The sequence below is a fragment of the Arthrobacter sp. 01N444 genome (genome assembly GCF_056399305.1).
The window spans coordinates 42806-69010 of record NZ_JBFTRB010000004.1; the positions used below are offsets into that span (position 1 = coordinate 42806).

Below are 26205 nucleotides of genomic sequence, written 5' to 3' on the forward strand. Positions count from 1 at the left end.
CACCCGCCTTCTTAGGGCTATGGTCTTAACAGAAGAGCAGGAAGGGGCTGATGCACGATGGAGACTCCGAATACTGACCCGGGCCGCACACCGGCCGAGGACGCAGCGGATGCTGCCGCCCGCACGGATGCGGCCCGCGCCGCAGCCGGCGAGGGTGACCGGTATGCCGCCAATGAACTGTCCGTCGCCGAGCGGCAGGTCAACATCCTCCGGGACAAGCTCCGCCACATTGACCGCCAGCTCGCCGCCGCGACGCAGAACAACTCCAAACTGGTCAGCATGCTGGAAACGGCCAAGGCCGAGATCCTTCGGCTGAAAAACGCCCTCGACCAGGAGGGACAGCCACCGTACAGCTTCGGCACCATCCTCCAGCTCAACCCCAAACGGCAGCCGACGGCCGGGAACAGCGGCCAGGCGGCCACGGAGGAATCCGTGGATATCTTCAACGCCGGCCGCAAGATGCGGGTTGGGATCAGCCCGCTGGTCAACATCAGCCAGCTCGCCGTCGGGCAGGAAGTCCTGCTCAACGAGGCCCTGATGGTGGTCGCCGGACTCGGCTACGAGCGGGCCGGGGACCTCGTCACGCTCAAGGAAATGCTGGGGCCTGACCGTGCGCTGGTGGTGGGCCGCGCCGACGAGGAGCGGGTCATCCGGCTCTCCGGTGCCCTGCTCGCCCAGCGGCTCCGGGTCGGCGACGCGCTCTCGATTGATTCCCGGACCGGGTACGCGCTGGAAAAGATCCCGCGCTCGGAAGTGGAGAACCTCGTGCTCGAGGAAGTCCCGGACATCACCTACCAGGACATCGGCGGACTGGGCCCGCAGATCGAACAGATCCGCGACGCCGTCGAACTGCCCTTCCTGCACCCGGACCTGTACCGGGAGCACGGGCTGAAGGCGCCCAAGGGCATCCTGCTGTACGGCCCGCCCGGCTGCGGCAAGACCCTGATCGCCAAGGCCGTGGCCAACTCGCTGGCCGCCCGGGCCGCCGAGCGCGCCGGCAAGACGGACATGAAGAGCTACTTCCTGAACATCAAGGGACCCGAGCTGCTCGATAAGTACGTCGGCGAGACCGAACGCCACATCCGCCTGATCTTCGCGCGCGCCCGGGAAAAGGCGTCCGAGGGCAGCCCGGTGGTGGTGTTCTTCGACGAAATGGACTCGCTGTTCCGCACCCGTGGCACTGGCATTTCCTCCGACGTCGAAACCACCATCGTCCCGCAGCTCCTCAGCGAGATCGACGGCGTCGAACGGCTGGACAACGTGATCGTGATCGGCGCCTCGAACCGGGAAGACATGATCGATCCGGCGATCCTGCGCCCTGGCCGCCTGGACGTGAAGGTGAAGATCCAGCGCCCCGACGCCGAGGCCGCGGCCGACATCTTCAACAAGTACATCACCACGGACCTGCCGTTCCACGAGTCCGACCTCGGCGAGCACAACGGCGACGTGCAGGCGACCGTGGACGCCATGGTCCAGCGCACCGTCGAGGCGATGTACTCCACCGAGAAGTCCAACGAATACCTCGAGGTCACCTACGCCAACGGCGACACCGAAATGCTCTACTTCAAGGACTTCAACTCCGGCGCCGTGGTGCAGAACGTCGTGGACCGGGCCAAGAAGTACGCCATCAAGGACCTGTTGACCATCGGCCAGAAGGGCCTGCGGATCGACCACCTGCTCCGGGCGGTCGTGGACGAGTTCCGTGAACACGAGGACATGCCCAACACCACCAACCCGGACGATTGGGCACGCATCTCCGGCAAGAAGGGCGAGCGCATCACGTACATCCGCACCATCGTCCAGGGCAAGGCCGGCCAGGAGCCCGGGAAGTCCATCGAGACGATGCCCAGCACAGGCCAGTACCTGTGACGGCTGTTGTCCCCGGCAAGCCCGCCGACACCGCGGGCGGGCTGCCGGTCGGCGGGGCGATGCGGGTCATGGGATCGGAGACCGAATACGGCATCCACGCGCCCTCGGCCCCGGGAGCCAACGCCACGATGATGTCAGCCCGGGTCATTCAGGCGTACGCGCAGGTGACCCGGCAGCGGGCCGCCGGCGGCGCCGAGACCCGGTGGGACTACACGGACGAGGAACCGCTGCACGACGCCCGCGGCTGGACCTTGGAGCGTAGCAGCGCGGACCCGGAACAACTCACCGACCAGCCTCCCGTCCTCGACGCCGAGGCGATCGCCCTCGCCTACGGGCGGCAGGAACTCGAGGCCGACGGCGAGGACGAGTCCGGCACGCTGCTGATGAACATGGTGCTGGGCAACGGCGCACGGTTGTACGTGGACCACGCCCACCCGGAGTATTCCAGCCCCGAGGTGACCAACCCCCGCGCCGCCGTCACGTGGGACGCCGCCGGCGACCTCGTGGCACTGGCCGCGGTCCGGCGCCTCGCTGCGGATCCCGAACTGCCGCCCATCAACCTGTACAAGAACAACACGGACAACAAATCGGTCTCCTACGGCTCGCACGAGAACTACCTGATGCCCCGCTCGGTGCCCTTCGGCGAAATCGTGCGCGGCCTCACACCGTTTTTCGTCACCCGGCAGATCATTTGCGGTGCCGGACGGGTGGGCCTCGGGCAGGACAGCGCCCGGGCCGGCTACCAGATCAGCCAGCGCGCTGACTTCTTCGAAACCGAAGTGGGCCTGGAAACCACCATCCGCCGCCCCATCATCAACACCCGGGACGAGCCCCACGCCACCGCGGACAAATACCGCAGGCTGCACGTCATCATCGGCGACGCCAACCTCAGCCAGGCCTCCAACTTCCTCAAGTTCGGCACCACCGCGATGGTCCTGAGCCTGATCGAGGCCGGGCTTGCGCCGCGGATCGAAGTCCATGAGCCCGTCGCCGCGCTTCAGGCCGTCAGCCACGACACCTCGCTCACCGGGTTGCTGCGCCTGGGCGACGGCCGGCGGATCAGCGCCCTGGACCTCCAGTGGATCTATTTCGAGGCCGCCTCCAAGCACGCGCAGGACACCGGCGTCGCGGACGCCGTGGACGGTGACGGCCACACCCACGAGGTCCTGGAGCGGTGGTCCGCCACGCTGAGCGAACTCGGCGGTGACCGGGCGGCGGCCGCATCCTCAGTCGAGTGGCTCGCCAAACTGTCCCTGCTCGAGGGCTACCGCCAGCGTGACGGCCTGGGCTGGGACAACGCACGGCTGGGCCTCGTGGATCTGCAGTGGGCCGACATCCGCCCCGAAAAAGGGCTCTACTACCGGCTGCTGGCGCGCGACCGGATGCACCGAATCGTCGACGACGCCGCGATTGCCCGTGCGGTGACCGAACCGCCGTCGGACACGCGGGCGTACTTCCGCGGGCGCTGCGTCAGCAGGTTCGGTGCAGACCTCGCGGGGGCCAGCTGGGACTCGGTAATCTTCGATGTCCCCGGCCGCGGCAGGCTCCAGCGGGTCCCTACCCGCGAGCCGCTGCGCGGGACCGAAGCCCTCACCGGCGGCCTGTTTGCCAGGCACCGGGAGGCCGGGACGTTCCTGGCGGAACTGCTCGGGCTCAGCCCCGGTTCCTGAAAACAAAGCCCCCCGCGGGCGCCCCGGGCGTGGCACTATTGCTACAGGATGTCCCTTAGGAGAAAAGGGACGGACATGAAGGAGAAAACAATGGCAGGCCAGGAGCAGCAGCAGCCGCAGTCGCGGGACACCGAGGTTGACGAGGACGTCCCCGCCGCGCCGCCGGCCCCGGCGGACGCCCAGGCGTCGGCAGCCACCCAGGGCGTCGATGATCTCCTCGATGAGATCGACGGCGTGCTGGAGTCCAACGCCGAGGAATTCGTCCGCGCATTCGTCCAAAAGGGCGGCCAGTAGGAGCGCCGCCGGCCGCCGGATGAGGGCGGCGGTAGGGGCTAAGGGCCGGAAGAGTCGTTGATCCACCACGTTGAGGGAGAGCGTTAGTGCAGGAAACAACAGCCAACCGAGTAGCAGCCAACGCGACGTCCTCATTCACCGAGCATCTGCAGCGCGAACGGCCCGATTTGATGCCCTTCGGCCAAGTGCCTTTCAACCAGTTGCCTGCCGGCGGGCACGCCGGCCAGCCGGGAGCACCGCTGCAGGCCCCGCACGGGACGACGATCGTGGCGATGACCTATGCCGGGGGAGTGCTGATGGCCGGGGACCGCCGCGCCACCATGGGCAACGTGATCGCGAGCCGGCACATCGAGAAGGTCTTTCCCGCCGACCAGTATTCAGTGCTGGGCATTGCCGGGACCGCCGGCATCGCCCTGGACATCACCAGGCTGTTCCAGGTTGAACTCGAACACTACGAGAAGATCGAGGGCACGCTCCTGAGCCTGGACGGCAAGGCGAACCGGCTCGGCGCCATGGTCCGCGGCAACCTGCCCATGGCCATGCAGGGCCTCGCCGTCGTGCCCCTGTTCGCAGGATTCGACCGGCCCGCAGGTTTCGGCCGGCTCTTCTCCTACGACGTCACCGGCGGCCGCTACGAGGAACAGGAGCACCACGCGGTGGGATCCGGCTCGATGTTCGCCCGCGGCGCGCTGAAGAAACTCTGGCGTCCCGGCCTCTCGGAGCAGGACGCCGTGGCGGTCGCCGTCGAGGCCCTGTACGACGCCGCCGACGACGACTCCGCCACCGGCGGCCCGGACCCCGTCCGGCAGCTATGGCCAGTGGTGTACATCGTGAACCGGACAGGCGCCTTCCGGGTACCGGACCGCGACCTTGCCGCCGTGGCCGGCCGCGTCATCGAATCCCGCACCGTCGCCCAGCGGGAGGCCTGAGATGACCCAGCAGTTCTATGTATCTCCCGAACAACTGATGAAGGACCGTGCGGACTTCGCACGGAAGGGCATCGCCCGCGGACGTTCGGTGGTGGTCATCAGTTGCCGGGACGGGATTGCCCTCGTGGCGGAGAACGCGTCCCCGTCGCTGCACAAGATCGGCGAGATCTACGACAAAATCGCGTTCGCGGCCGTCGGGAAGTACAACGAGTTTGAGAGCCTGCGGCAAGCCGGGGTGCGGTATGCCGATGTCCGGGGCTATTCCTACGACCGCGAGGACGTCACGGCCCGCGGCCTCGCCAGTGTGTACGCACAGAGCCTCGGCGCGGTGTTTACGGCCGAACAGAAACCCTTCGAGGTCGAACTGGCCGTGGCCGAAGTCGGTCAGGCCCAGGAGGCGGACCATCTGTACCGGCTGACCTTTGACGGGTCCATCGCCGACGAGCACGGCTTTATTGTGATGGGCGGCCAGGCGGACAAGGTCTCCGAGGCTGTCGCGGCGGGCTGGCAGGGCGAACTCGACTTCGCGGGCGCCATCCGGCTGGCCCTCGCCGGGCTCGTGGCGGACAAGGAAACCACCACCCTGCCCGTATCCGCACTGGAAGTTGCGGTACTGGACCGGGGATCGGAAAGCGGCCGCGGCACCCGCCGGGCGTTCCGCCGGCTTGAGGACCCGGACATCGTGGCATTGCTGGCTGAGGAGAAGTGAGATGGACAAGCGCATATTCGGCATCGAAACCGAATTCGGAATTTCCTATTCAAGCCCGGAGTCCCGGCCGCTGGCACCGGAGGAAGTAGCCCGCTACCTCTTCCGCAAGGTGGTCAGCTGGGGACGGTCCTCCAACGTCTTCCTGACCAACGGCTCGCGCCTTTACCTGGACGTCGGGTCGCACCCGGAATACGCCACCGCCGAGTGCGACGACCTCGCCCAGCTGATCGCCCATGACCGTGCCGGGGAACTGATCCTGTGCGACCTCGTGGACGAAGCCCAGGAACGGCTGGCGGCGGAGGGATTCAACGGCACCGTATACCTGTTCAAGAACAACACGGATTCGGCCGGGAACTCCTACGGCAGCCACGAAAACTACCTCATCCCGCGGCGCGGGGAATTTTCCCGGCTCGCGGAAATCCTCATCCCGTTCCTCGTGACCCGCCAGCTGATCGCCGGGGCCGGCAAGATCCTCAAGACCCCGCACGGGGCGACCTTCGCGTTCTCCCAGCGGGCCGACCACATCTGGGAAGGCGTCTCCTCCGCCACCACCCGCTCCAGGCCCATCATCAACACCCGGGACGAGCCGCACGCGGACGCCGAGTTCTACCGGCGCCTGCACGTGATCGTGGGCGACTCCAACATGTCCGAAACGACGGCGCTGCTCAAAATCGGCACGGTGGACCTGATCCTGCGGATGATCGAGGCAGGGGTGATCATGCGCGACATGCGGATGGAGAACCCGATCCGCAGCATCCGGGAAATCTCCCACGACCTCAGCGGCCGGGCACTGGTCCGGCTCGCCAACGGCCGGCAGCTCACGGCCCTGGAAATCCAGCGCGAATACCTGGGCAAGGTGACCGCGTTCGTGGCCGAACACGGCGCGCACAACCCCCACGTGCCGCTGATCCTGGACCTCTGGGAGCGCACGCTGGACGCCATCGAAAGCGGCGACACGAGCACGATCGATACCGAAGTGGACTGGGCCATCAAGAAAAAGCTCATGGACAACTACCGGGAACGGCACGGGCTGGGCCTTGACGCTCCCAGGATTGCGCAGCTGGACCTGACCTACCACGACATTTCCCGTGGCCGCGGGCTCTTCTACCTGCTCCAGGCCCGCGGGGCCGTGCGCCGGGTGGTGGACGACACCGCGGTCAAGGACGCGGTGGATGCCCCGCCGCAGACCACGCGCGCCAAACTCCGCGGCGACTTCGTCCGGCGCGCCCAGGAACTCGGCCGCGACTACACCGTGGACTGGGTCCATCTGAAGCTGAACGACCGCGCCCACCAGACCATCCTGTGCAAGGATCCCTTCCGGAGCGTGGACGACCGGGTGGATGCGCTGCTGGACTCGATGGGCTGATACCCAGCTTCGCACGTTATTCTGGGGTAGGGCCGCCCTGCGGCCGCCGCTTTCTTTGCCACGGGAAACCGAACGGCACTGAGTCCACCCTGCCTCGACGAAAGTTTCCAATTGCGCCGACTACTAGCAATTCTTCTTCCCGGACTGCTGCTGCTGACCGCCTGCGGCGGCAACGAAGCGCCTCCGGCTCCGGAACCCACCAGCCAGTCCGCCGGTGAGACCGCCAAGCTGGACTCGGTCAAATTGACTGAGAACGGTGACAAGAAGGCCCCCGGTGTCGACTTCACCAAGCCGCTCGACGTCAAGGAACCCACTGTCAAGGTGGTCACCGAGGGCAGTGGCGACCGGGTCAAGGCCAACCAGATCGCCGACATTTCGATCGTGGCGTTCAACGGCAAGGACGGCTCCACCCTCGAGGACACGTTCCCTAACGATCCCGAGCCGCTGGAACTGAACGACGAGCTCAAGGGCAGCAGCCCCGTCATCTACAACGCGTTCGTGGGCGCCAAGATCGGCTCGCACCTCGCCCTGGCCGTTCCCGGCCAGGCCGCAGCCGAGGGTGCCGAGGCCAAGCCGACGCAGCTCCTGATCGTCAAGGTGCTCTCCGCCAAGGACGCACCGCCGGTCCTGGACAAGCCCGAAGGCGACGCCGTCACCCCGCCGGCCGGACTGCCGACCGTCAAGGAAAACGACAAGGGCGTTCCGGAGATCTCGGTCGCCGGCGTCAAGGCTCCGACCGCGCTGGTCTCCCAGGACCTCATCACCGGCAAGGGCCAGGCCCTCAAGGAGACCGACACGATCACCGTCAACTACGTCGGCGTCGCCCTCGCCACCGGCAAGGTCTTCGACTCCAGCTTCGAGAGTGGCAAGAAGGCCACCTTCCCGCTGACCGGCGTCATCAAGGGCTGGACCCAGGGCCTGACCGGCAAGACGGTCGGCTCCCGCGTCCTCCTGGTCGTCCCGAAGGACCTCGCCTACGGAGATCAGGGCCAGGGCGACGCGAAGGGCGACCTCGTCTTCGTCGTCGATATCCTCGGCGTCAAGTAATCCACCGCTACAACTGCCACCACTACACGTCACCTCAAAGGAGTAACCATGTCATTTGGACAGCGCAACCTCGACCGCGAGAAGCCGGAAATTGACTTCCCCGTAGGAGACGTCCCCACCGAACTGGTCATCACCGACCTGATCGAAGGGGACGGCGCCGAGGCCAAAGCCGGCGACACCGTATCCACCCACTACGTGGGCGTCGCCTGGTCCACCGGTGAAGAATTCGACGCCTCCTGGGGCCGCGGCGCGCCGCTGGACTTCAGGGTCGGCGTCGGCCAGGTCATCCAGGGCTGGGACCAGGGCCTGCTGGGCATGAAGGTCGGCGGCCGCCGCCGGCTCGAGATCCCGTCCGAGCTTGCCTACGGTTCCCGTGGCGCCGGCGGGGCGATCGGCCCCAACGAGGCCCTGATCTTCGTCGTGGACCTCGTCGCCGTCCGCTAGTCCCCTCCCGCCCCCCGGGGAACGAAGCGCGGTAACAATCGGAAAAGTTCTTCCGGCTGTTGCCGCGCTTTCGTCATTTTCCGCGACCGGCTTTAGTACCCTTGCGGGGTGTCCGCCTCACGTACAGAACGCCTCCTGAACCTGCTCATCGCCCTGCTCAACACCAAGTACGGCCTGCGCCGCAGCGAGCTGCGCGAAAAGGTCTACCACGACACCACGAGCAGTGACGTCGCCTTCGGCCGCATGTTCGAACGCGACAAGGGCGAGCTGCGCCAGTTTGGCTTCGACGTCGAGGCCGTGACGGACACGGGCTGGGGCTCCGACGACCCGGCAACCACCCGCTACCGGATCGGCAAGGAATCGAACCGGCTGCCCGACGTCAGCCTCACCCCCGAAGAGTGCACGGTCCTGATTCTCGCGGCCCAGCTCTGGGAGCACGCCGCCCTCGGCTCCGCCGCCGTCGACGCGGTCCGGAAGCTGCAGGCCGCCGGCGGCCTGGTCGACGCCGAACTCCCCACCGGCGTCCAGCCGCGCATCCGCCCCGCCGGCCAGGCCTTCGAGGACCTGGTCGCCGCGACACACGCCCAGCACCCGGTCCGGTTCAGCTACCTCGCCGGCAGCACCGGCCAGGAGCAGGAACGCCTGGTGGAGCCCTGGGGCCTGGGCAGCCGCTTCGGCCAGTGGTACCTCGTCGGCCACGACCGGGGCCGGGGGGACAAACGGTTCTTCCGCCTGTCCCGCCTGACGTCCGCCGTGACCGTCCTGGAGAAGGAGAGCTTCACGCCGCCGGCCGGGTTCAACGTCCGCGCCGAGCTGGCCGGCCTGGCCGAGCTGCCGGTGCAGAGCGCCGTGGTCGACGTCGAACACGGGCGGCTCCTGGGCCTCCGCAAACGCGCCCAGCCGCTTCCGGACGCAGCGCCGGAAGCCGCAGCGCCGGAAGCCCGAACACCGGGGCATTCGGCCGGGACGGACCGCCTCGCGGTGCCCTTCCGCGATGCCGAGACCCTGGGCGAGGAGCTGGCCTCCTACGGTCCCCGCGTCACCGTGATTTCACCCCCCGAACTCGCCGGCGCCGTCCACCGCCGCCTCACGGCAGCCGCCGAGTTCGCCGACAGGCCCCTGCCGGATGTGGCCTTCCCGGCGGCGGGCCGCGCCGGCCGTACCCGGAAACGAACCTCGGAGGACCAGCTCAAGCGGATGCTGCAACTCGTCCCGTTCCTTGTCCACAACCAGGGACTGCACATCAGCGAGGTCGCCGCCAGGTTTGGCATCACCCGCAAGGCACTCGAGGACGACCTGCGGATCCTGATCTGCTCGGGCCTGCCGGAGGGGTACCCCGACGATCTGCTGGACATCCAGTGGGACGATGACCACGTATTCATCACCCAGGCCCTGGACCTGACCCGCCCCGTACGGTTCACCGTGGACGAGGCCTGTGCGCTCCTGACCGGCCTGGAGACCCTCAACAGCCTGCCCGAACTCGCCGAAGGCGGCGCCCTGGAATCGGTGACGCTCAAACTCATGGCCGCGGCGGGGGAGGAAGGCGTCAAAGCGGCGGCGCTCTCCGGCCCCGAGGTGGCCCCCGGCAATTCCGCCGTCCTCGACACCGCCCGCGCCGCCCTCGAATCCGGCGCGCAGCTGCACCTGAAGTACTTCTCGGCGCAGCGCGACGCCGTGTCCGAACGCGACGTGGACCCCCTGCGGCTCTATTCGCTGGACAACACGTGGTACCTCGAGGCGTACTGCCACTCCGCCCAGGGCCTCCGCAACTTCCGGCTGGACAGGATCGAAGCCCTTGAGCCCAACGGCCGGCGGGCGGCCGCGACGGCAAAGCCGGCGGACAGCTTTCCGGTGAAACTGTTCACCCCGAACGACGACGACACGGTGGTCGTGGTGGAACTCGCACCCCGCGGCACCGGCCTCGCTGACGACTATTACGCCGAGCGGACCGCGGCCCTGCCTGGCGGCGGAATGCTCGCCGAAATCCGGTTTGGCAGCACGGACTGGCTGCCGATGTTCGTGGCCCAGCACGGCGGGATGGTCCGGATCCTACAGCCAGAGGCCCTCGCGGCCGCGTCGCGGGAGTGGCTCGCCGCGGCCCTGACGCAATACGAAGCCTTCCCGGATCGCCCGATAGACTGATCAGCATGCCTTGGTGGTCCTGGATCGTTATTTGGATAGCGCTTGTCGCGTTGTCGCTGTTGTTCTTCGGCGTGCTCGGCTTCCGGCTGTTCCGGCAGGCCACGACGACGCTCACCGAATTGGGTGAAGCCGCGGACCGCTTTTCCACCCTGCCTGCACCAGCGGGGACCGGCACCGTTACAGCGGCCGGTTCGACAGCGGCCGGCGTTGGTGACCCGGTCAGCGCGGACGAATCCCTTCGGCCGGCGCCCGGCGACGCCATTTTTGCCTCGCCCGCGCGGATGCGACATGATTACCACGCATCCAAGCTCGCCCGGCAAAACGCCCGCCGGCTGCGCCGCATCCAACGCAAGAAGGACCGCGGGCAACCCCAGGCACTGCGCGACATCGAAACGCGTTAGACATAGGATGTATTCAAACGAAAGGACCTCTTGACATGAGGCTTGAAGGCTGGCATCTCATCATCATCATCGTTCTGGCACTGGTGCTGTTCGCTGCGCCGAAGCTGCCGGGCATGGCCCGCAGCCTGGGCCAGTCGATGCGCATTTTCAAGTCGGAAGTCCGGGAAATGAAGAAGGACGGCACCACCGATGCCAAGGATGGCTCCGAGCCGGTTGAAGGACGGGTCATCAACCACCCGCAGGCCGGCGCACCGGAAAGCCGCACGGGCGACGGAACCGACGTTCCGCCGTCGACCCGCGCCTAAGACCGCATGGCAGTAACCATGAGCCGTCGATCGAACCCCGAGGGGAGGATGGCGCTCCTCGACCACCTCAAAGAGCTGCGCAACCGGCTCTTCAAGGCGGCAATCGCCGTCGTCCTTGGGACGGTAGTGGGTTTCCTTGTCTACCAGCCAATGCTGGCGGCGCTGATCAAGCCGATCCGCGACCTGAATGAACACGAAGGCCGCCAGGCGACCCTGAATTTCGACGGCGTCGCGAGCTCGTTCGACCTCATGATTCAGGTCTCCGTGTTCCTGGGCCTGATTATCGCCAGCCCCGTCTGGCTCTACCAGCTCTGGGCCTTCATCGTGCCGGGGCTGCACAAGAAGGAACGCCGCCTGGCCCTGTCCTTCGTGGCGGCGGCTGTGCCGCTCTTCGTCGGCGGCGTCCTGCTGGCATGGCTCGTGCTGCCCAACGCGGTCCGTGTCCTGACCGACTTCACGCCGTCTGGCGGCTCCAACTTCATCAGCGCCCAGGTGTACCTGTCCTTCGTGCTGCGGCTGCTGCTCGCCTTCGGCATCGCCTTCCTCCTCCCGGTGGTTCTGTTCGGGCTGAACCTGGCCGGGCTCATCAAGGGCCAGCAGCTGCTCAAGAGCTGGCGGATCACAGTCTTCCTGGTCTGCCTGTTCGCCGCGATGGCCGCTCCCGGCGCCGACGCCATGAGCATGTTCTACCTGGCCGGCCCCATGCTGGCGCTGTTCTTCGCCGCGATCGGGCTGTGCCTGCTCAACGACCGCCGGCGCGAGCGGCGCGCCGTCAAACGCGACGCCGAGACCGAAGCCACCGCCGACCACGCCACCCCCAGCTCCGAGCTGGAGAATCTCTAGCCTTTCGCGCACTAGGCTGGAAACATGTCCTCACACCCCGGGCCGGAATCACCGTCCGAACGTTACCGCGCCAGCGTCGAGCGGGCTGCTGAAGCCAAGACCTATCTGGGCGGGTTCATCCGCTCGCTCGAATTTGAACTCGATGACTTCCAGCGCGAAGCATGCCTGTCCCTGCAGGCCGGCCGTGGCGTGCTGGTGGCAGCCCCCACCGGCGCCGGGAAGACAATTGTGGGGGAGTTCGCCATATATCTGGCCCTCCAGCGTGGGCTCAAGGCGTTTTACACCACCCCCATCAAAGCCCTGAGCAACCAGAAGTACTCTGAACTGGCCGCCAAGTACGGCGCCGCCCAGGTGGGCCTGCTCACCGGAGATACCAGCATCAACGGCGACGCCCCGGTGGTGGTGATGACCACCGAAGTGCTCCGCAACATGCTCTACGCGGATTCGGACACCCTGGATGATCTCGGCTTCGTGGTCATGGACGAAGTCCACTACCTCGCCGACCGCTTCCGCGGCGCTGTGTGGGAGGAAGTCATTATCCATCTGCCCAGCGAGGTCCAGGTGGCGTCACTGAGTGCCACGGTCTCCAACGCCGAGGAGTTCGGTGCGTGGCTCGACACCGTCCGCGGGCAGACCGATGTGATCGTCTCCGAGCACCGCCCGGTGCCGCTGTGGCAGCACGTCATGGTGGGCCGGAAGATCGTGGACCTGTTTGCCGGTGACACGAGCTTTGACGAGATCGCCCTGCCTGGTGGGGCAACTGCCAGTGGGACAAGTGCCAGGGGGGCAACTGCCAGTGAGACAACTGCCAGTGAGGCGTCCGCCGACGCCGTAGCCGAGGCTGTTGTCGGGGGCCCGGCGGCCGCCGTCACCTCGGAAGCGCCCGGGCGGGCCGGCTTCGAGGTCAACCCGGAACTGCTGTCCATGGCCCGGGCCGAGAGCCAGATGAATTTCCGTGGCCGCTTCGGCCACGGCGGCCGGAACCAGCGCCGGCAGCAACGCAGCCAGCGGGACGAACCGCAGGGCGCACAGCGCAGCCCGGTGCGGAAGGCCAGCCGGCCGCAGGTCATCGCCAGCCTGGACCGGCAGGACCTCCTGCCTGCCATCACCTTCATCTTCTCGCGCGCCGGCTGCGATGCCGCCGTGGCCCAGTGCGTCGCGGCCGGACTCTGGCTGACCAGCGAAGCCGAACAGCAGATCATCGCCCGGCGCGTCGACGAGGCGGCCCAGGACATCCCCTCGGATGACCTCGATGTGCTCGGCTTCTGGAGCTGGCGGGACGGCCTGCTCCGCGGGCTCGCCGCGCACCACGCCGGCATGCTGCCGACCTTCAAGGAGGTTGTGGAGAAGCTGTTCGTCGACGGGCTGGTCAAGGCCGTCTTCGCCACCGAAACACTGGCCCTGGGCGTGAATATGCCGGCCCGCTGCGTCGTGCTCGAAAAGCTGGACAAGTTCAATGGCGAGGCCCATGTCAACATCACGGCGGGGGAGTACACCCAGCTGACGGGCCGCGCCGGCCGCCGCGGCATCGACGTCGAGGGCCACGCCGTCGTGCTGTGGCAGCCCGGAACGGATCCGGCCGCCGTCGCCGGCCTGGCCTCACGCCGGACCTACCCGCTGAACTCCAGCTTCCGGCCCACGTACAACATGTCGATCAACCTTTTGGCGCAGTTCGGCCGGCCGCGCGCCCGGGAGATCCTCGAATCATCCTTTGCCCAGTTCCAGGCGGACCGATCCGTGGTGGGACTGGCCCGGCAGGTCAGGAGCCGGGAAGAATCCATTGCCGGGTTCAGCAAGGCCATGACCTGCCACCTGGGCGACTTCACCGAATACGCGAGGCTGCGGCGGGCCCTGGGCGATGCCGAAACCATGGCTTCCCGGAGCACGTCCCGGGCCAGGAAGTCCTTGACCGAGGACTCCCTGAGCAGGCTGCTTCCGGGCGACGTGGTGGATGTTCCGGCCGGGAAGTCGCCCGGGCTCGCGGTGGTGCTCAGCTCCGACCACGAATCCCGCGAGCCCCGCCCCGCCGTCATGACGCTGGACAACCAGCTCCGCCGGATTGGCCTGCACGACGTCGAGGGTCCGTTGTCGCCGATCACGCGGATCAGGATTCCCAAGACCTTCAACGCCAAGGTTCCCAAATCCCGCCGCGACTTGGCCTCCTCGGTGCGCAACGCCATCCGCGAGCACCGGCCGCCGGCGCCGCCGCGCCGCGACGACGACTTCGGCCGGGCCTCCGCTGCGCCCAACCAGGAGAAGCGGATCGCCGAGCTGCGCCGGGAACTGCGCGCCCACCCCTGCCACGGCTGCAGCGAACGCGAGGACCATGCCCGGTGGTCCGAACGCTGGTGGAAACTCCGCCAGGAAACGGACGGGCTCATCCGCCAGATCCAGGGCCGGACCAACACCATCGCCAAGACGTTCGACCGTGTGTGCGGCGTCCTGACGGGCTACGGCTACCTGGAAACCTCGGACACCGGCGCGCTGTCCATCAGCCCGGACGGGCAACGCCTGCGGCGGATCTACGGCGAAAAGGACCTGCTGATTTCGCAGTCGCTGCGGATGGGGGCCTTCAACGACCTCGACGCCGCCGAGATCGCCGCGCTAGCCAGTGTGCTCGTCTACCAGGCCAAGCGTGAGGACCGCGGCCTGCGGCCCAAGATGCCGAGCGTGTCCCTGGAATCCGCGGTAGACACCGTGGTCCGCGAATGGTCCGCGCTGGAGGACGTCGAGGAAGCCAACAAGCTGCCCCTCACTGGCGAGCCCGAGCTCGGCCTCGTCTGGCCGATCTTCAAATGGGCCAAGGGCCGGCACCTCCAGGACGTGCTGAGCGGCACCGACCTGGCCGCGGGCGACTTTGTCCGCTGGGTCAAACAGGTGATCGACCTCCTGGACCAGCTCGCCGACATCCCGAACCTCGACCCCCGGATTGCGCGGCTGTGCGCGGAGGCCATCAAACTCGTCAAACGCGGCGTCGTCGCCTATTCCTCCGTGGCCTAGGGCGCGGGCCGGACCGGCCCGCTCCCTGCACCACTCGCTGGGCCGCTGCCGCGGCCTCCCAGATTTTCGAACCCGTCGGCGCTCGGCCGGCCCCAGCAACAAGGAGTTCCCGCCCCATGACCGATTCGCCGGCCGCCCCAGCCCCCCGCAACGTCACGCTGTACCGCAACGGCTCGGTCTACACAGCTGCCGATCCCTTTGCGACTGCGATGCTGGTTGACGGCGACACCGTCGCCTGGGTCGGTTCCGAGCAGGCCGCCACGTCCATCGCCGATTCCTCCATGGAGGTGATCGATCTGCAGGGCGCGCTCCTGGCACCCGGCTTCGTCGACTCCCACATCCACCTGACGGAAACCGGAATCGCGCTGGAGGGCCTCCAGCTGGCCGGGGTGCGCTCCTCCGCTGAACTGCTCGACGCCGTCGCCGCCGCCTCCGCCTCCAGCGCGGACGGTCCCGTCCTCGGCCACGGCTGGGACGAGACCACCTGGGCCGATCCCGCCCTGCCCTCCCGGGACGAAATCGAACGCGCGGCCGGCGGCCGCCAGGTCTACCTGTCCCGCGTGGATGTCCACTCGGCGCTGGTATCGAACTCCCTGGCCGCATCGGCCGGACTGGACGGGCTCGACGGCGGCGGCGCCGGAAGCCAGGTCAAACGCGACGCCCACACAGCGGCCCGCCTGGCGGCCCGCCGGCTGCCGGCGGACGCCCTGCGCGCGTACCAGCAGCGCGCCCTCGCCGAGGCTGCGGCCAACGGCTACGTGGCCCTCGCCGAGATGGCCGCGCCGCATATCGGAAGCATCGAGGACCTGCGGCTCGCGGTGGCCTGGAACAGCACCTCCGGCGGTGGACCGACCGGGGTGGAAGGCGTGGCAGCGCCGGAGATCCTGCCGTACTGGGGCGAGCTCGCCGGATCCGCCGAACATGCCCAGTCCATCCTGGACGAATTGGGCCTGCCTGTACTGGGCCTGGCCGGTGACCTGAACATCGACGGCTCGATCGGCTCACGGACCGCCGCCCTGCGGGAGGATTACACTGACGCGCCCGGAGAGCGCGGCAACCTGTACCTCTCCGTGGCCGAGGCAGCCGCCCACCTCGCGGCGTGCTCCCTCCTGGGGATCCAGGCGGGTTTCCACGTGATAGGCGACGCCGGCCTGGACGCGGCCCTCGACGCCCTCGACCTCGCCGCGGCTGAGGTGGGGGAGCAGCGCGTCCGTGCCGCGGGGCACCGGTTCGAGCACGTCGAACTCGCGGATGCCGCGGCCATCAGCCGGCTGGCCCGCTATTCGGTCAGCGTCAGCGCGCAGCCGGTCTTCGACGCCCTGTGGGGGGGCGGGGACCGCCTGTACCAGCAGCGCCTCGGCTCCCGCCGGCTGGGAATGAATGCCTTTGGCAGCCTCTACGCGGCCGGTGTGCCGATCTGCTTCGGCAGCGACAGCCCAGTGACGCCGCTCCGGCCGTGGTCCAGCGTGCGAGCGTGCCTGCAGCACACCAATCCCGCCGAACAGATCTCCGCCCGCGCCGCGTTCCTCGGCCACACGCGGGCCGGCTGGCGGGCAGCCCGCTACCCCAACCCCATGGCCGGGCAACTGGTGCCGGGCGCTCCGGCCAGCTTTGCGGTCTGGGAGGTTGAGGAGCTCATGGTCCAGGTGGCCGACGGGCGCGTGCAGTCGTGGAGCACCGACCCGCGCGCCCGCACCCCGCTGCTGCCGGCGCTGGACACCGGCAGCGATCCTGCCTGCCTCCTGACGGTACGGGACGGCCAGGAACTCTATGCCAGCGGCGCCCTCCACGCCTGACCACCTGGCGCCTGATCCGTCCCGTCATCCAGCGCACGGAGCGGAAACATTTCCACCCGCGACCCCGCCCTGACCTGCACCGACAGACGAAACGGCAGGTCACGGCTCGGTTGACAGATCGGCCCGCCCCCGTAGCATTGAGGGGCAACGGAGGGTTGCGTACCGCGCAGACTCCGGCAGTCCCCGGTCCTTCCCAGGTTGCCGCACCCGCGGGAGCTTTACTTGGTCATGACCACGGGCACCCCCAGGGGGCGGGTCTACTTCGCAGCAGAAAACGGTTCCGGCGCCGCAATTCGTGGCCTGCCGGAACTGGCCCGAAGCGGGTGGACCTGCCCGGGCGGCCGCACGGCCGCCTCGCGGGCGCCCCACGGGCGCGCAACTCCCTATAATGGGAAGTTGCGCCTGAATATCCGGAACCATTGACTTTCGGCGCACCGACCGCTCCCTTCAAGGAAAGGCCTCGCTGTGCGTGTCCTCACCATCATCCCGACCTATAACGAGCTGGAATCGTTGCCCAAGACCCTCGGTCGCCTGCGCACAGCCGTGCCCGCCTCCGACGTGCTGGTTGTCGACGACAACAGCCCTGACGGCACGGGGCAGCTGGCGGACCGCATGGCCGCAGAAGACCGACAGGTCCACGTCCTGCACCGCGCCGGAAAGGCCGGCCTGGGAGCGGCGTACATCGCGGGCTTCAAGTGGGGCCTGGACGCCGGCTACGACATCCTCGTGGAGATGGACGCTGACGGCTCGCACCAGCCCGAGCAGCTGCCGCAGCTGATTGAGGCCGTGGAGCAGGGCGCGGACCTCGCCATGGGCTCCCGCTGGGTTCCCGGCGGCCGTGTGGTCAACTGGCCGCTCTACCGCCAGGCCATCAGCCGCGTCGGCAGCACGTACGCGCGGATCATGCTCGGAGTGAAGATCAAGGACGTCACCGGCGGCTTCCGCGCCTTCCGGCGCACCACCCTGGAGAAGCTGAACCTGGATGCGGTCGACTCGGTAGGCTATGGCTTCCAGGTGGATCTGGCCTGGCGCGTGGCCAAGCTCGGCCTGACCATCGTGGAACGGCCCATTACCTTCGTGGAGCGCGAGCTCGGCGCTTCGAAGATGAGCGGCAACATCGTCGTCGAAGCCATGATCAACGTCACCAAATGGGGACTCACGGCCCGCTGGAACAAGCTCCGGGGCAAGCAGGACAGCAGGCAGGACGCCTGAGGCGTGTCTCCCGGTCCGGGCATCGCCTGGGTATAGGGTCGGCCGGTATGGCGCTGCGACTTGTTCAGGTGAATTTCAAGGCTCGGGATGACTCAACGCTCGGCCGGTTTTGGGCGGAGGCACTCGGCTGGGGCGTGTCCAGCGAGGGACCCGGTGTGACCAATGTTGAACCCCCGGGTTTCGTCTGGCCGGACCCCGCCGCCGTCTGCATCGATGTCGTCACCGTCCCGGACCCCGAGACGGTGATCTACCGGACACGCCTCGATCTCGCCACCACCTCTGCGGCCCACCAGGCGGAGCTGGTCGCTCATCTCTTGGGGCTCGGTGCGACGCCCGCCGACGTCGGCCAGGGTGCTGAGCCCTGGACGGTTCTGGCCGACCCGGAGGGCAACCTGTTCCGCGTGCTGGAGCCCCGCCCGATCTACCAGGACACCGGGCCGATCGCCGCGGTGGTGGTCAGCTGTGCAGACCCGCGGGCCATGGCCGGGTTTTGGGGCGGGGCGACGGACTGGACCCTGCACGAGCTGGGCGATGATTACGCGAGGCTGCGTTCGGCCCAGGGTGTCGGGCCGTACCTTGAGTTCCTTCGCACGCCCGGCGTGCAGACCGTGTGGGGCCGTGTCCATCTCGACCTGATGCCATACCCGGGTGATGATCAAGCGGCGGAGGTTGCCCGGCTGCGGGCTCTGGGCGCCACTGACGCCGACGTCGGCCAAGGCGATGTGCCCTGGGTCTGCCTCGCCGATTCTGAGGGCAACGAGTTCTGCGTCCTCACCCCCGGCTGACGCAGAATCCCGGCTCCTGTGCGCGTCCAGACGGTGCAGCCGCAGGAGGCGCAGGGGAGGCGCAGAGCATGGACGCAGGAACAGAAAAAAGGGCCGGGCCCGCATCATTCGATGCGGGCCCGGCCCTTGCCGTAGCCGGTGCGCTGGGGGACTAGGCCGAGCGGCGTTCGCCGCGGCGTTCGCGCAGGATGGTGAGGCGATCTTCGAGGATCTGCTCAAGTTCGGGAAGCGAGCGGCGCTCCAGCAGCATGTCCCAGTGCGTGCGCACTGCCTTCTCGTTGCTGTTGACGGGGCGTTCGCCGTCCACCAGCAACGCCTCCTTGCCCGTTTTCGAAACCCAAACCGGGGGGATCTCGGCTTCCGAGGAGAATGTCACGAACACCTGCTCGCCATCCTCGCAACGGTATTCAACCCGCTGGCGCGGAGCCGGTTCGACGCCGGATTCGGTCTCCATGCTCTGTGCGCCAAGGCGCATACCCCGCAGGCTGCGATCGCTCATCTTTTCTCCCTCTATTCGGTTCGCAGGGTCAAGCCCTGCGTTGTCCGGGGACCGTCAGGCGCCGGACTTCTGGTTGCACCGCGCTGTACCGTACCTGGCCCGGTGTGGCCCGGCCAGATGACAGTCACCAGTGGACAAAACTCTTTGGAACGTCATTGGAATCAACGCTGTGCGGAGCGTTTTTGTTCCGGACGGCTGAACTGACCGGACAAATATTCAAGTATACGGGAGTGTTGCGGGCGCGGTAAAGCGAGTAGCCCCGCGGCGTGAACTGCGTATCCTGTACCCGCCCGGGCCGGCCTTAAGCTGGCTGGCCCCCGCAGCCGGGCCGAAACGGCCGGTCTGCGGGGGCCAGGACGGAACTATCCGATCCGAGAGACCCAGTGCGGGAGCAGGATCAGGGCCGGTTCCCTTGGCCGTCGGCTGCGGCGGGCGGTGAGTACGGTGCCACGTCCGGCGTTGAGGCCGTCTGCTCCTGCACCGCGCCCGCACCCAGTACGCTGCCGATCCCCTTGAGCGCCTCGCCAACCTCGCTGGGAATGATCCACAGCTTGTTCGAGGATCCCTCGGCAATCTTCGGGAGGGTCTGGAGGTACTGGTAAGCCAGCAGTTTCTGGTCCGGGTTGCCCTTGTGGATCGCGTCGAAGACCTTCTGGATGGCCTGCGCCTCGCCGTCGGCCCGCAGGATGGCCGCCTTCGCGTCGCCTTCGGCCTTCAGGATGGAGGACTGGCGCTGGCCTTCCGCGGTGAGGATCGCGGACTGCTTGGTGCCCTCGGCCGTCAGGATGGCGGCGCGGCGGTCACGTTCGGCCCGCATCTGCTTTTCCATCGAGTCCTGGATCGAGTGGGGCGGATCGATCGCCTTGAGCTCGACCCGGGAGACCCGGATGCCCCAGCGACCGGTCGCCTCGTCCAGGACGCCGCGGAGCTGGCCGTTGATCTGGTCGCGCGAGGTCAGCGCTTCCTCCAGGTTGAGGCCGCCAACCACGTTGCGCAGAGTGGTGGTGGTCAGCTGTTCCACTGCCTGGATGTAGTTGGCGATTTCGTAGGTGGCGGCCCGGGCGTCCGTGACCTGGAAATAGACCACAGTGTCGATCGAGACCACCAGGTTGTCCTCGGTGATGACCGGCTGCGGCGGGAAGGACACCACCTGCTCCCGCAGGTCGAGCAATGGCAGCAGGCGGTCCACAAACGGGATCAGCAGGGTAAGTCCGGGATTCAGGGTGCGTTGGTATTTACCCAGCCGTTCAACGACGCCGGCACGGGCCTGTGGAATGATCCGGACCGACCGGACCAGCACAATAATTACAAACACAATTAGTACCAGCAGCACAATTGCGACTGCGATATTCATACATCACCTATTCCCCAGTTGTTTTGTTTTAGTCTCGCGCCGGCAGCGCCGCACCGGCCGGACAGCAGTGCCCGCCGGACAGCGCCCTTTATTGGACGGCGGATTCCGGTTGCGGAGCCACGATCGCGGTGGCCCCTTCGATGGCACTGACCACAGCCTGCTGTCCGGGCGCCAGCACTCCCGATTCGGACCGCGCACTCCAGACGTCCCCGCCAATCTTGACGAGCCCGCCGTTTTCGCTCACAGCCTCCATGACGACGGCGGATTCGCCGATGAGGCGTTCAATGTTGGTGCGCTGATCCGCCGGTCCCCGGTGGAGATGCTTGAGGGCCACCGGCCGGACGAAGCCGATCATGAGCAGGGACACGACGCAGAAGGCGATGATCTGCAGCCACGGATCGGCGCCGGCGAAGTCCGCCACAAGCCCGGCGAGGGCGCCGCCGCCGAGCATGATGAAGAACAGATCGAGTGTGATCATCTCGACCACGGCAAACAGGAGAAAGAGCGTGAGCCACAACGCCCACCAATTCTCGATCAGCCATTCAGACATCAATTCCCCCTAGAGTTCCGGGAGCTGCAGGCACAGGTCCCCAGTAACTGTGATTCCATCCTAAGCGGAAAGGCAATAGCTGGGACCGGCGGTAGGGAATTGATGGCCAAAGTGGCCAAGTCGTTATTTCGCGGGTCGATTCCCCGGCCTGGCCTTCCGCCCCCGCCCCCTCCCGGGGCTGGTTTCAGGGCGTACCTGACGGCACCCGCGAAGCGGCGGGAGCGGGAATGGTCAGCGGATGGGTTGAAAGACGCTGATCCGGAAGCGGGCCGAGACGGAGGTCCGCTCCGGAAGCGCGGCCTCGAGGGCTACCAGTGCGGCTCGGTCCAGGTGGTGGCCGGCCGGTCCCATGTAGGCCAGGTTGGCGACGTCGCGCGGGCCAAGGGTCAATGCCAGGTCCAGATCAGATGCTGCGACGGGCGCGAAGTGCTGGCCCAGGGACGCGGCGAGCCGCTCGTCTTTGGCCGGCTCGATCCCCAGCATCCCGGCCGGCCCGGCAACCTCCGCCAGGTGGCCGGGCCGCGGTGTGACCACGACAAGGCGGCCGCCGGGGCGGAGGACCCGGGCGAACTCGGGCGCGTTGCGCGGCGCAAAGACCACGGTGACGACGTCGACGGCGTTCTCCGCGACCGGCAACGGCTGCCAGACGTCCCCGACGACGTTCAAAGCCTCGGGGTTCAGCCTGGCTGCGCGACGCAGGGCGAACTTGGAAATGTCCAGGCCGATTGCCGCGGCCGGACCACTGTCCGCGGCCCGGTCCAGCACGGCCCTGAGGTAGTGGCCGGTGCCCGTTCCGGCGTCGAGCACGAGGGGCCGGCCGGCGGGGGCCTCCCGGAGCGCCGGTGTGGCGAGCCCGGCCACGGCATCGGCCAGCGGCTGGTAATGCCCCGCGGAGAGGAAGTCGAAGCGGGCCGCCACCATTTCTGCGCTGTCGGCTTCAAAAACCGTCCCCTTGCCCACCAGGAAGTTGAAGTAGCCCTGTCTGGCCGCGTCAAAGCTGTGGCCGGCCCCGCACACCAGGGTGCGGGCGCAGCCAGTGAAACGGAGGCCCTGGCGGCACACCGGGCACAGGAGGGGGAGATCGGCGGCGGGCATAGCTTTCATCCTATGCGCGGACCCCGGCCCGCCGCGCGGACGGGACATTGGCTACAGGGGCGCCGGGCACCGGGCACGCCGCGGCGTGCCTCGCCGCACCGGCGCAACGTGAGGTGTTTCACAGCGGGCACGCCACGGGCTAGGCTCGCAATCGTGAAATCTGAACATCTTCCGCTGCTCAATTCCGTGTCCGCCCCTGCCGTGCACCCCGACGGTTCCCGCGCCGTGGTCTCCGTGCTCCGCCCGGACTTCGATGCCGATGCCTACGTGGGCCAGCTGTGGACCGTGCCCCTGGGCCAGGACCTGACCCACCCGGACTTCAACGACCCTGACCAGAGGCCACGCAGGCTGACCCGGGGCTTCCGTGACACAGCACCGGACTTTTCACCTGACGGCCGTGCCCTTGGGTTCCTGCGTGCGGCAGCGGACGGAAAGCCGCAGCTGTTCGTGGTGGAAGCCGCCGGCGGCGAACCCCAGCTGTTGACGGCGGCCCCACTGGGGGTCAGCTCCTTCACGTGGTCGCCTGATTCCCGCAGCATTCTCTTCAGCGCCAGGACGCCTGACGAGGGCCGGTATGGCAGCGTCGACGGCGTGAGTGCGGGCAGCGAGGACGCCCGGCTGATCACGGATTTCCAGTACCGGATGAACGGTGTTGGCTACACCGCTGACAAGCCGCTTCAGCTGTTCATCCTCGAGGTGCCGCAGCTTGACGCCGAACCGAAAGTGGCGCCGGCCGGACGCGCCCTGAAGGCCCTCGGCACCGCGGCCGATCCCGCGGAGAATGCTGCCGGGCTGCTGCCGGCCGCCAAACAACTCACCACCGCACCAGCGGACCACAACGGCGCCGGCTTCAGCGCCGACGGCGGCACCATCTTCTTCACCGCCGCCCTGCACGATGGGCGGGACACTGACCTCGTCAGTGGAATCTACGCGCTGCCTGTTACCGGAGGGCAGCCGCAGGCTGTGGTGCCGGCCAACGCCGGACGGCAGAGCATCAGCGCCGTGCGCCAATCCGCCGATGGGCTGTGGCTCTTCTTCCTGGCCCAGGATCTGGGCGCATCCGGTCTGGACTTCGTGGCCAGGAACACCGTCCTCTATGCGATGCCTGCCGCCGGCGGACACGCCACGGCGCTCAGCGATGCCGAGGCGCTGGACCTGTCCGGCGGCGGCCGGCTGGAGCTGCGCGGCGGCGCCGGCGCCCTGGTGCTGAACAATGCGCGGGGAACCGTGGAGCTGCACGAATTCGTTGCGACGGGCGGCCACACCATCCTCCTGGAAGGCAATCGGGTGGTGACCGGCGCCGCGGAGGGTGGCGGAACGCTCGTGGTGAGTTTCAGCGATTCGACGACGGCCGGTGATGTTGCCGTGCTCGACGGCGGGCAGGTGCGCCGCCTGACGGACTTTTCCGCCCAGCTGCGGAGCGTGGCGGGGATCAGCGAGCCGCAGGAACTGACTTTGCCCTCGGCGGACGGGTACCCGGTCCATGGCTGGCTCGTGAAGCCGGCGGGCCCTGGCCCGCACCCGGTGCTGCTGAACATCCATGGCGGCCCGTTTGCCCAGTTCGGAGTGGCGTTGTTCGACGAAGCGCAAGTCTATGCCGGGGCCGGTTACGCCGTGCTCATGTGCAATCCGCGGGGTTCTGCCGGTTACGGCCAGGCACATGGCCGGTCCATCAAGGAGCGGATGGGAACCGTGGACATGCAGGACGTCCTGGCGTTCCTGGACGGGGCAGTGGGGAAGTTCGAGGATCTGGACTCCGCCAATGTCGGCATCATGGGCGGATCCTACGGCGGCTACCTGACGGCGTGGACCATCAGCCACGACCACCGTTTCCGGGCCGCCATAGTCGAGCGTGGTTTCCTGGACCCCGTGAGCTTCACCGGTTCTTCCGACATCGGCTGGTTCTTCGGTGGCGAATACACCGGCCCGGCGGCGGAGCAAATGGCGGCCCAGAGTCCCATGGCCCGCGTGCAGCACGTAAGGACGCCGTCGCTGGTGATCCACAGCGAGGAGGACCTCCGGTGTCCCGTGGAGCAGGGCCAGCGGTACTTCACCGCCCTCAAGCAACAGGGGGTCGAGACCGGATTCCTGGTCTTCCCCGGCGAGAACCATGAGCTGTCCCGCTCCGGCACCCCGCACCACCGGAAGCAGCGGTTCGATGAAATCCTGAAGTGGTGGGCCCGCTACCTGCCGTCCGCATCGAATCCGGCGCCGCAGCCCTAGCCCTGGCTCGCAGGCTTAGTCCGCGGCCGGGTCCGGCAGGAACCCGAGTTCCTGCCGGGCGCGGCTGATGTCCGGCTGGGCCCAGCGGGCGGAGTATTCGGCATTGTTGCTGATGGAGCGCAGCTCGGCCCGGTCCAGGAAGAGGATCCCTTGGAGGTGGTCGGTTTCATGCTGGACAATCCGGGCCTGCCAGCCGGAGAAAGTCTGCTGGAGTTTCGTGCCGTCCGGCGCCGTGAAATCGAGCTGGACTGATTCCGGCCGCACGACCGCCGCCTGCAGGCCGCCAATGGAGAGGCAGCCTTCGTAGAACGCCGCGGACTTCGCGCCCAGGGGACGATAGCCCGGGTTCAGCATGGCAAAGAACGGCAGCGCTTCCCGCCCGCGGACGGCAGCGACGTCGGGATCGACGTCGAACTGGTCCTCCAGGACAGCGATCTGCAGCGGAATCCCCAGCTGCGGGGCCGCCAGGCCCACGCCTGGGGCCTTGTGCATCACGCTGCGCATGAGGTCTATGAGGTGGCCGAGGTCGGCATCAGTCAACTGGCCATCGTACGGCGCCGCCACGTGCCGGAGCACCGGGTGTCCGGCCTGGACAATCGGCGGGAGGATGCCGGCGCTCAGGATCTCCTGGACGGTCTCGCTTATCCGGGCGGCGCTGTAGTCAGTGGGCCTGGCGTCATAGGGCATGCCCCCACACTACTGGCGCCCGCACGCCTTTGTAACAAAGTCGTAGATGCGGGCGCGAAGTTGGCTGCCGGCGTCGATCTTCACAATTCCCTCGCGGCCCGCCACCCTGACCTGCAGGGGCAGGAGTGTGCCCACCTTGTCTTCGGCCACTGCATGGGGATCGCAGCGGGAGGGCCTGATGCCGAGGCGCACTTGGGCCGGGGCACCGCCGGCGCGGACAGTCACCGACCGGGGCCACGGGGCTTGTGAGGCCTCCGCCAGCAGCGTGGTTTCCTCGATCCGGTCTATCACCAGTTCACCGGCGCCGGCGGCGGCGCGCGGTTGCAGCAGCAGACGCACGACGGCGGTCCGACCGTCCGCGCCCACCTCAAGCTCGGGATCCAGCGCGATCGTGGCGACGGCCGAGGCTTCCCGGGCCAGGCACAGCTCCGAATTGTTCCGCGCCAGGACGCCGAACGGGTCTGATGCCGGGGCCATGGCCGGGACCGGCACGGCACCTTCCGGCGTGGCCAGCCGCAGGGATACACGAGCGTCGCCCGCAGCCCCGGAGGTGGCTCCCGGCCCGGCCGGGCTGCCGCAATCCGGGGCGGGCAGCGGCGCCGGCAGGCTCTTGGGCTGTCCGGGCGGAAGCTCGATCCCGCCGGTGCGGGCGGACCAGATGATCGGGGCGGCGAAGAGAGGGCTGGTCAGTTCCGCGCCGAGGACCGTCAGGGCATGGCCGGTGGTGTTCGTGAGCTGGATTTCGATGATCTGCTTGCTGTAGTTGTCGCGGAACTGGCTGATTTCCGCGGTCACGGTTCCTATGGGGATCGGGGTCGCCGACGCCGTCGCGCTTGCCGGGGAGGCGGTGCCGCCGGCCGTTCCGGAGCTGCATGACGCCGCCGCGCCAAGCAGCACCGTGGCGGCCGCTGCCCGCAACACCCAATACGATGCGGCGCCGCGCATCACGGGAAGTCCGTCCATGCGCACAGTCTATTCCGGGGCA

At 67.9% G+C, this 26205-nt stretch carries 23 protein-coding genes; 17 read left to right on the forward strand and 6 right to left on the reverse strand.

The window, feature by feature from the left end; translation table 11 throughout:
• The first annotated feature begins 57 nt into the window (after positions 1-57).
• From arc to AC1DKN_RS06565, 16 genes are all read left to right on the forward strand, one after another.
• Complete coding sequence (gene arc / locus AC1DKN_RS06490; RefSeq protein WP_459384756.1) at positions 58-1869, forward strand: proteasome ATPase; 1812 nt, start codon at positions 58-60, stop codon at positions 1867-1869.
• The gene (gene dop, locus AC1DKN_RS06495) at positions 1866-3539 is read left to right on the forward strand and encodes a depupylase/deamidase Dop (RefSeq protein ID WP_476850914.1); all 1674 of its coding nucleotides are present in this window, start codon (positions 1866-1868) and stop codon (positions 3537-3539) included. The genes arc and dop overlap by 4 nt, the downstream gene beginning before the upstream one ends.
• 90 nt (positions 3540-3629) lie before the next feature.
• Positions 3630-3833: a ubiquitin-like protein Pup gene (locus AC1DKN_RS06500; RefSeq protein WP_026266331.1), complete on the forward strand. Its 204-nt coding sequence runs from the start codon at positions 3630-3632 to the stop codon at positions 3831-3833.
• 86 nt (positions 3834-3919) lie between these two features.
• Positions 3920-4762: a proteasome subunit beta gene (gene prcB / locus AC1DKN_RS06505; protein ID WP_028275579.1), complete on the forward strand. Its 843-nt coding sequence runs from the start codon at positions 3920-3922 to the stop codon at positions 4760-4762.
• 1 nt (position 4763) lies between these two features.
• Positions 4764-5471 (forward strand): proteasome subunit alpha, encoded by a 708-nt coding sequence (prcA, locus tag AC1DKN_RS06510; protein ID WP_028275580.1) that lies wholly within the window; start codon positions 4764-4766, stop codon positions 5469-5471.
• 1 nt (position 5472) lies between these two features.
• Positions 5473-6837, forward strand: coding sequence for a Pup--protein ligase (gene pafA / locus AC1DKN_RS06515; protein WP_026538699.1), 1365 nt, complete (start codon positions 5473-5475; stop codon positions 6835-6837).
• A gap of 111 nt (positions 6838-6948) precedes the next feature.
• Positions 6949-7884: an FKBP-type peptidyl-prolyl cis-trans isomerase gene (locus AC1DKN_RS06520; protein ID WP_230011584.1), complete on the forward strand. Its 936-nt coding sequence runs from the start codon at positions 6949-6951 to the stop codon at positions 7882-7884.
• A gap of 48 nt (positions 7885-7932) precedes the next feature.
• Entirely contained in the window at positions 7933-8328 is a 396-nt protein-coding gene (locus AC1DKN_RS06525) for an FKBP-type peptidyl-prolyl cis-trans isomerase (RefSeq protein WP_028275583.1), read from the forward strand.
• Between the two features lie 108 nt (positions 8329-8436).
• Positions 8437-10470: a helix-turn-helix transcriptional regulator gene (locus AC1DKN_RS06530; RefSeq protein WP_476870796.1), complete on the forward strand. Its 2034-nt coding sequence runs from the start codon at positions 8437-8439 to the stop codon at positions 10468-10470.
• A gap of 5 nt (positions 10471-10475) precedes the next feature.
• Positions 10476-10871 (forward strand): hypothetical protein, encoded by a 396-nt coding sequence (locus AC1DKN_RS06535; protein WP_476870797.1) that lies wholly within the window; start codon positions 10476-10478, stop codon positions 10869-10871.
• 35 nt (positions 10872-10906) lie between these two features.
• Complete coding sequence (gene tatA / locus AC1DKN_RS06540) at positions 10907-11176, forward strand: Sec-independent protein translocase subunit TatA (protein ID WP_018772900.1); 270 nt, start codon at positions 10907-10909, stop codon at positions 11174-11176.
• A 48-nt stretch (positions 11177-11224) separates the two neighbouring features.
• Entirely contained in the window at positions 11225-12019 is a 795-nt protein-coding gene (gene tatC, locus AC1DKN_RS06545) for a twin-arginine translocase subunit TatC (RefSeq protein WP_028275586.1), read from the forward strand.
• Positions 12020-12043: 24 nt separating this feature from the next.
• Positions 12044-15019, forward strand: coding sequence for a DEAD/DEAH box helicase (locus AC1DKN_RS06550; RefSeq protein WP_476870798.1), 2976 nt, complete (start codon positions 12044-12046; stop codon positions 15017-15019).
• Positions 15020-15135: 116 nt separating this feature from the next.
• On the forward strand, positions 15136-16815 hold the full coding sequence (locus AC1DKN_RS06555; RefSeq protein WP_476870799.1) for an amidohydrolase: 1680 nt from the start codon (positions 15136-15138) through the stop codon (positions 16813-16815).
• A 465-nt stretch (positions 16816-17280) separates the two neighbouring features.
• On the forward strand, positions 17281-18027 hold the full coding sequence (locus AC1DKN_RS06560) for a polyprenol monophosphomannose synthase (protein ID WP_476870800.1): 747 nt from the start codon (positions 17281-17283) through the stop codon (positions 18025-18027).
• A gap of 47 nt (positions 18028-18074) precedes the next feature.
• Entirely contained in the window at positions 18075-18812 is a 738-nt protein-coding gene (locus tag AC1DKN_RS06565; protein WP_476870801.1) for a VOC family protein, read from the forward strand.
• A 151-nt stretch (positions 18813-18963) separates the two neighbouring features.
• Here the strand turns inward: AC1DKN_RS06565 and AC1DKN_RS06570 are convergent, their stop codons facing one another.
• The 4 genes from AC1DKN_RS06570 to AC1DKN_RS06585 form a co-directional block, all read right to left on the reverse strand.
• Complete coding sequence (locus AC1DKN_RS06570) at positions 18964-19311, reverse strand: RNA polymerase-binding protein RbpA (RefSeq protein ID WP_026266329.1); 348 nt, start codon at positions 19309-19311, stop codon at positions 18964-18966.
• A 397-nt stretch (positions 19312-19708) separates the two neighbouring features.
• Positions 19709-20665: an SPFH domain-containing protein gene (locus AC1DKN_RS06575; RefSeq protein ID WP_028276337.1), complete on the reverse strand. Its 957-nt coding sequence runs from the start codon at positions 20663-20665 to the stop codon at positions 19709-19711.
• Positions 20666-20753: 88 nt separating this feature from the next.
• Complete coding sequence (locus AC1DKN_RS06580) at positions 20754-21215, reverse strand: NfeD family protein (protein ID WP_028276336.1); 462 nt, start codon at positions 21213-21215, stop codon at positions 20754-20756.
• A 231-nt stretch (positions 21216-21446) separates the two neighbouring features.
• Positions 21447-22310, reverse strand: a complete 864-nt coding sequence (locus tag AC1DKN_RS06585; protein ID WP_476870802.1) for a methyltransferase domain-containing protein — start codon at positions 22308-22310, stop codon at positions 21447-21449.
• A 153-nt stretch (positions 22311-22463) separates the two neighbouring features.
• Here AC1DKN_RS06585 and AC1DKN_RS06590 point away from each other — a divergent pair, with 153 nt between their 5' ends.
• Positions 22464-24533: a S9 family peptidase gene (locus AC1DKN_RS06590; protein WP_476870803.1), complete on the forward strand. Its 2070-nt coding sequence runs from the start codon at positions 22464-22466 to the stop codon at positions 24531-24533.
• A gap of 15 nt (positions 24534-24548) precedes the next feature.
• Here AC1DKN_RS06590 and AC1DKN_RS06595 read toward each other — a convergent pair whose 3' ends face one another.
• Complete coding sequence (locus AC1DKN_RS06595; RefSeq protein WP_476850906.1) at positions 24549-25220, reverse strand: peptide deformylase; 672 nt, start codon at positions 25218-25220, stop codon at positions 24549-24551.
• A 9-nt stretch (positions 25221-25229) separates the two neighbouring features.
• Entirely contained in the window at positions 25230-26183 is a 954-nt protein-coding gene (locus AC1DKN_RS06600) for a hypothetical protein (protein ID WP_476870804.1), read from the reverse strand.
• Positions 26184-26205 lie beyond the last annotated feature (22 nt).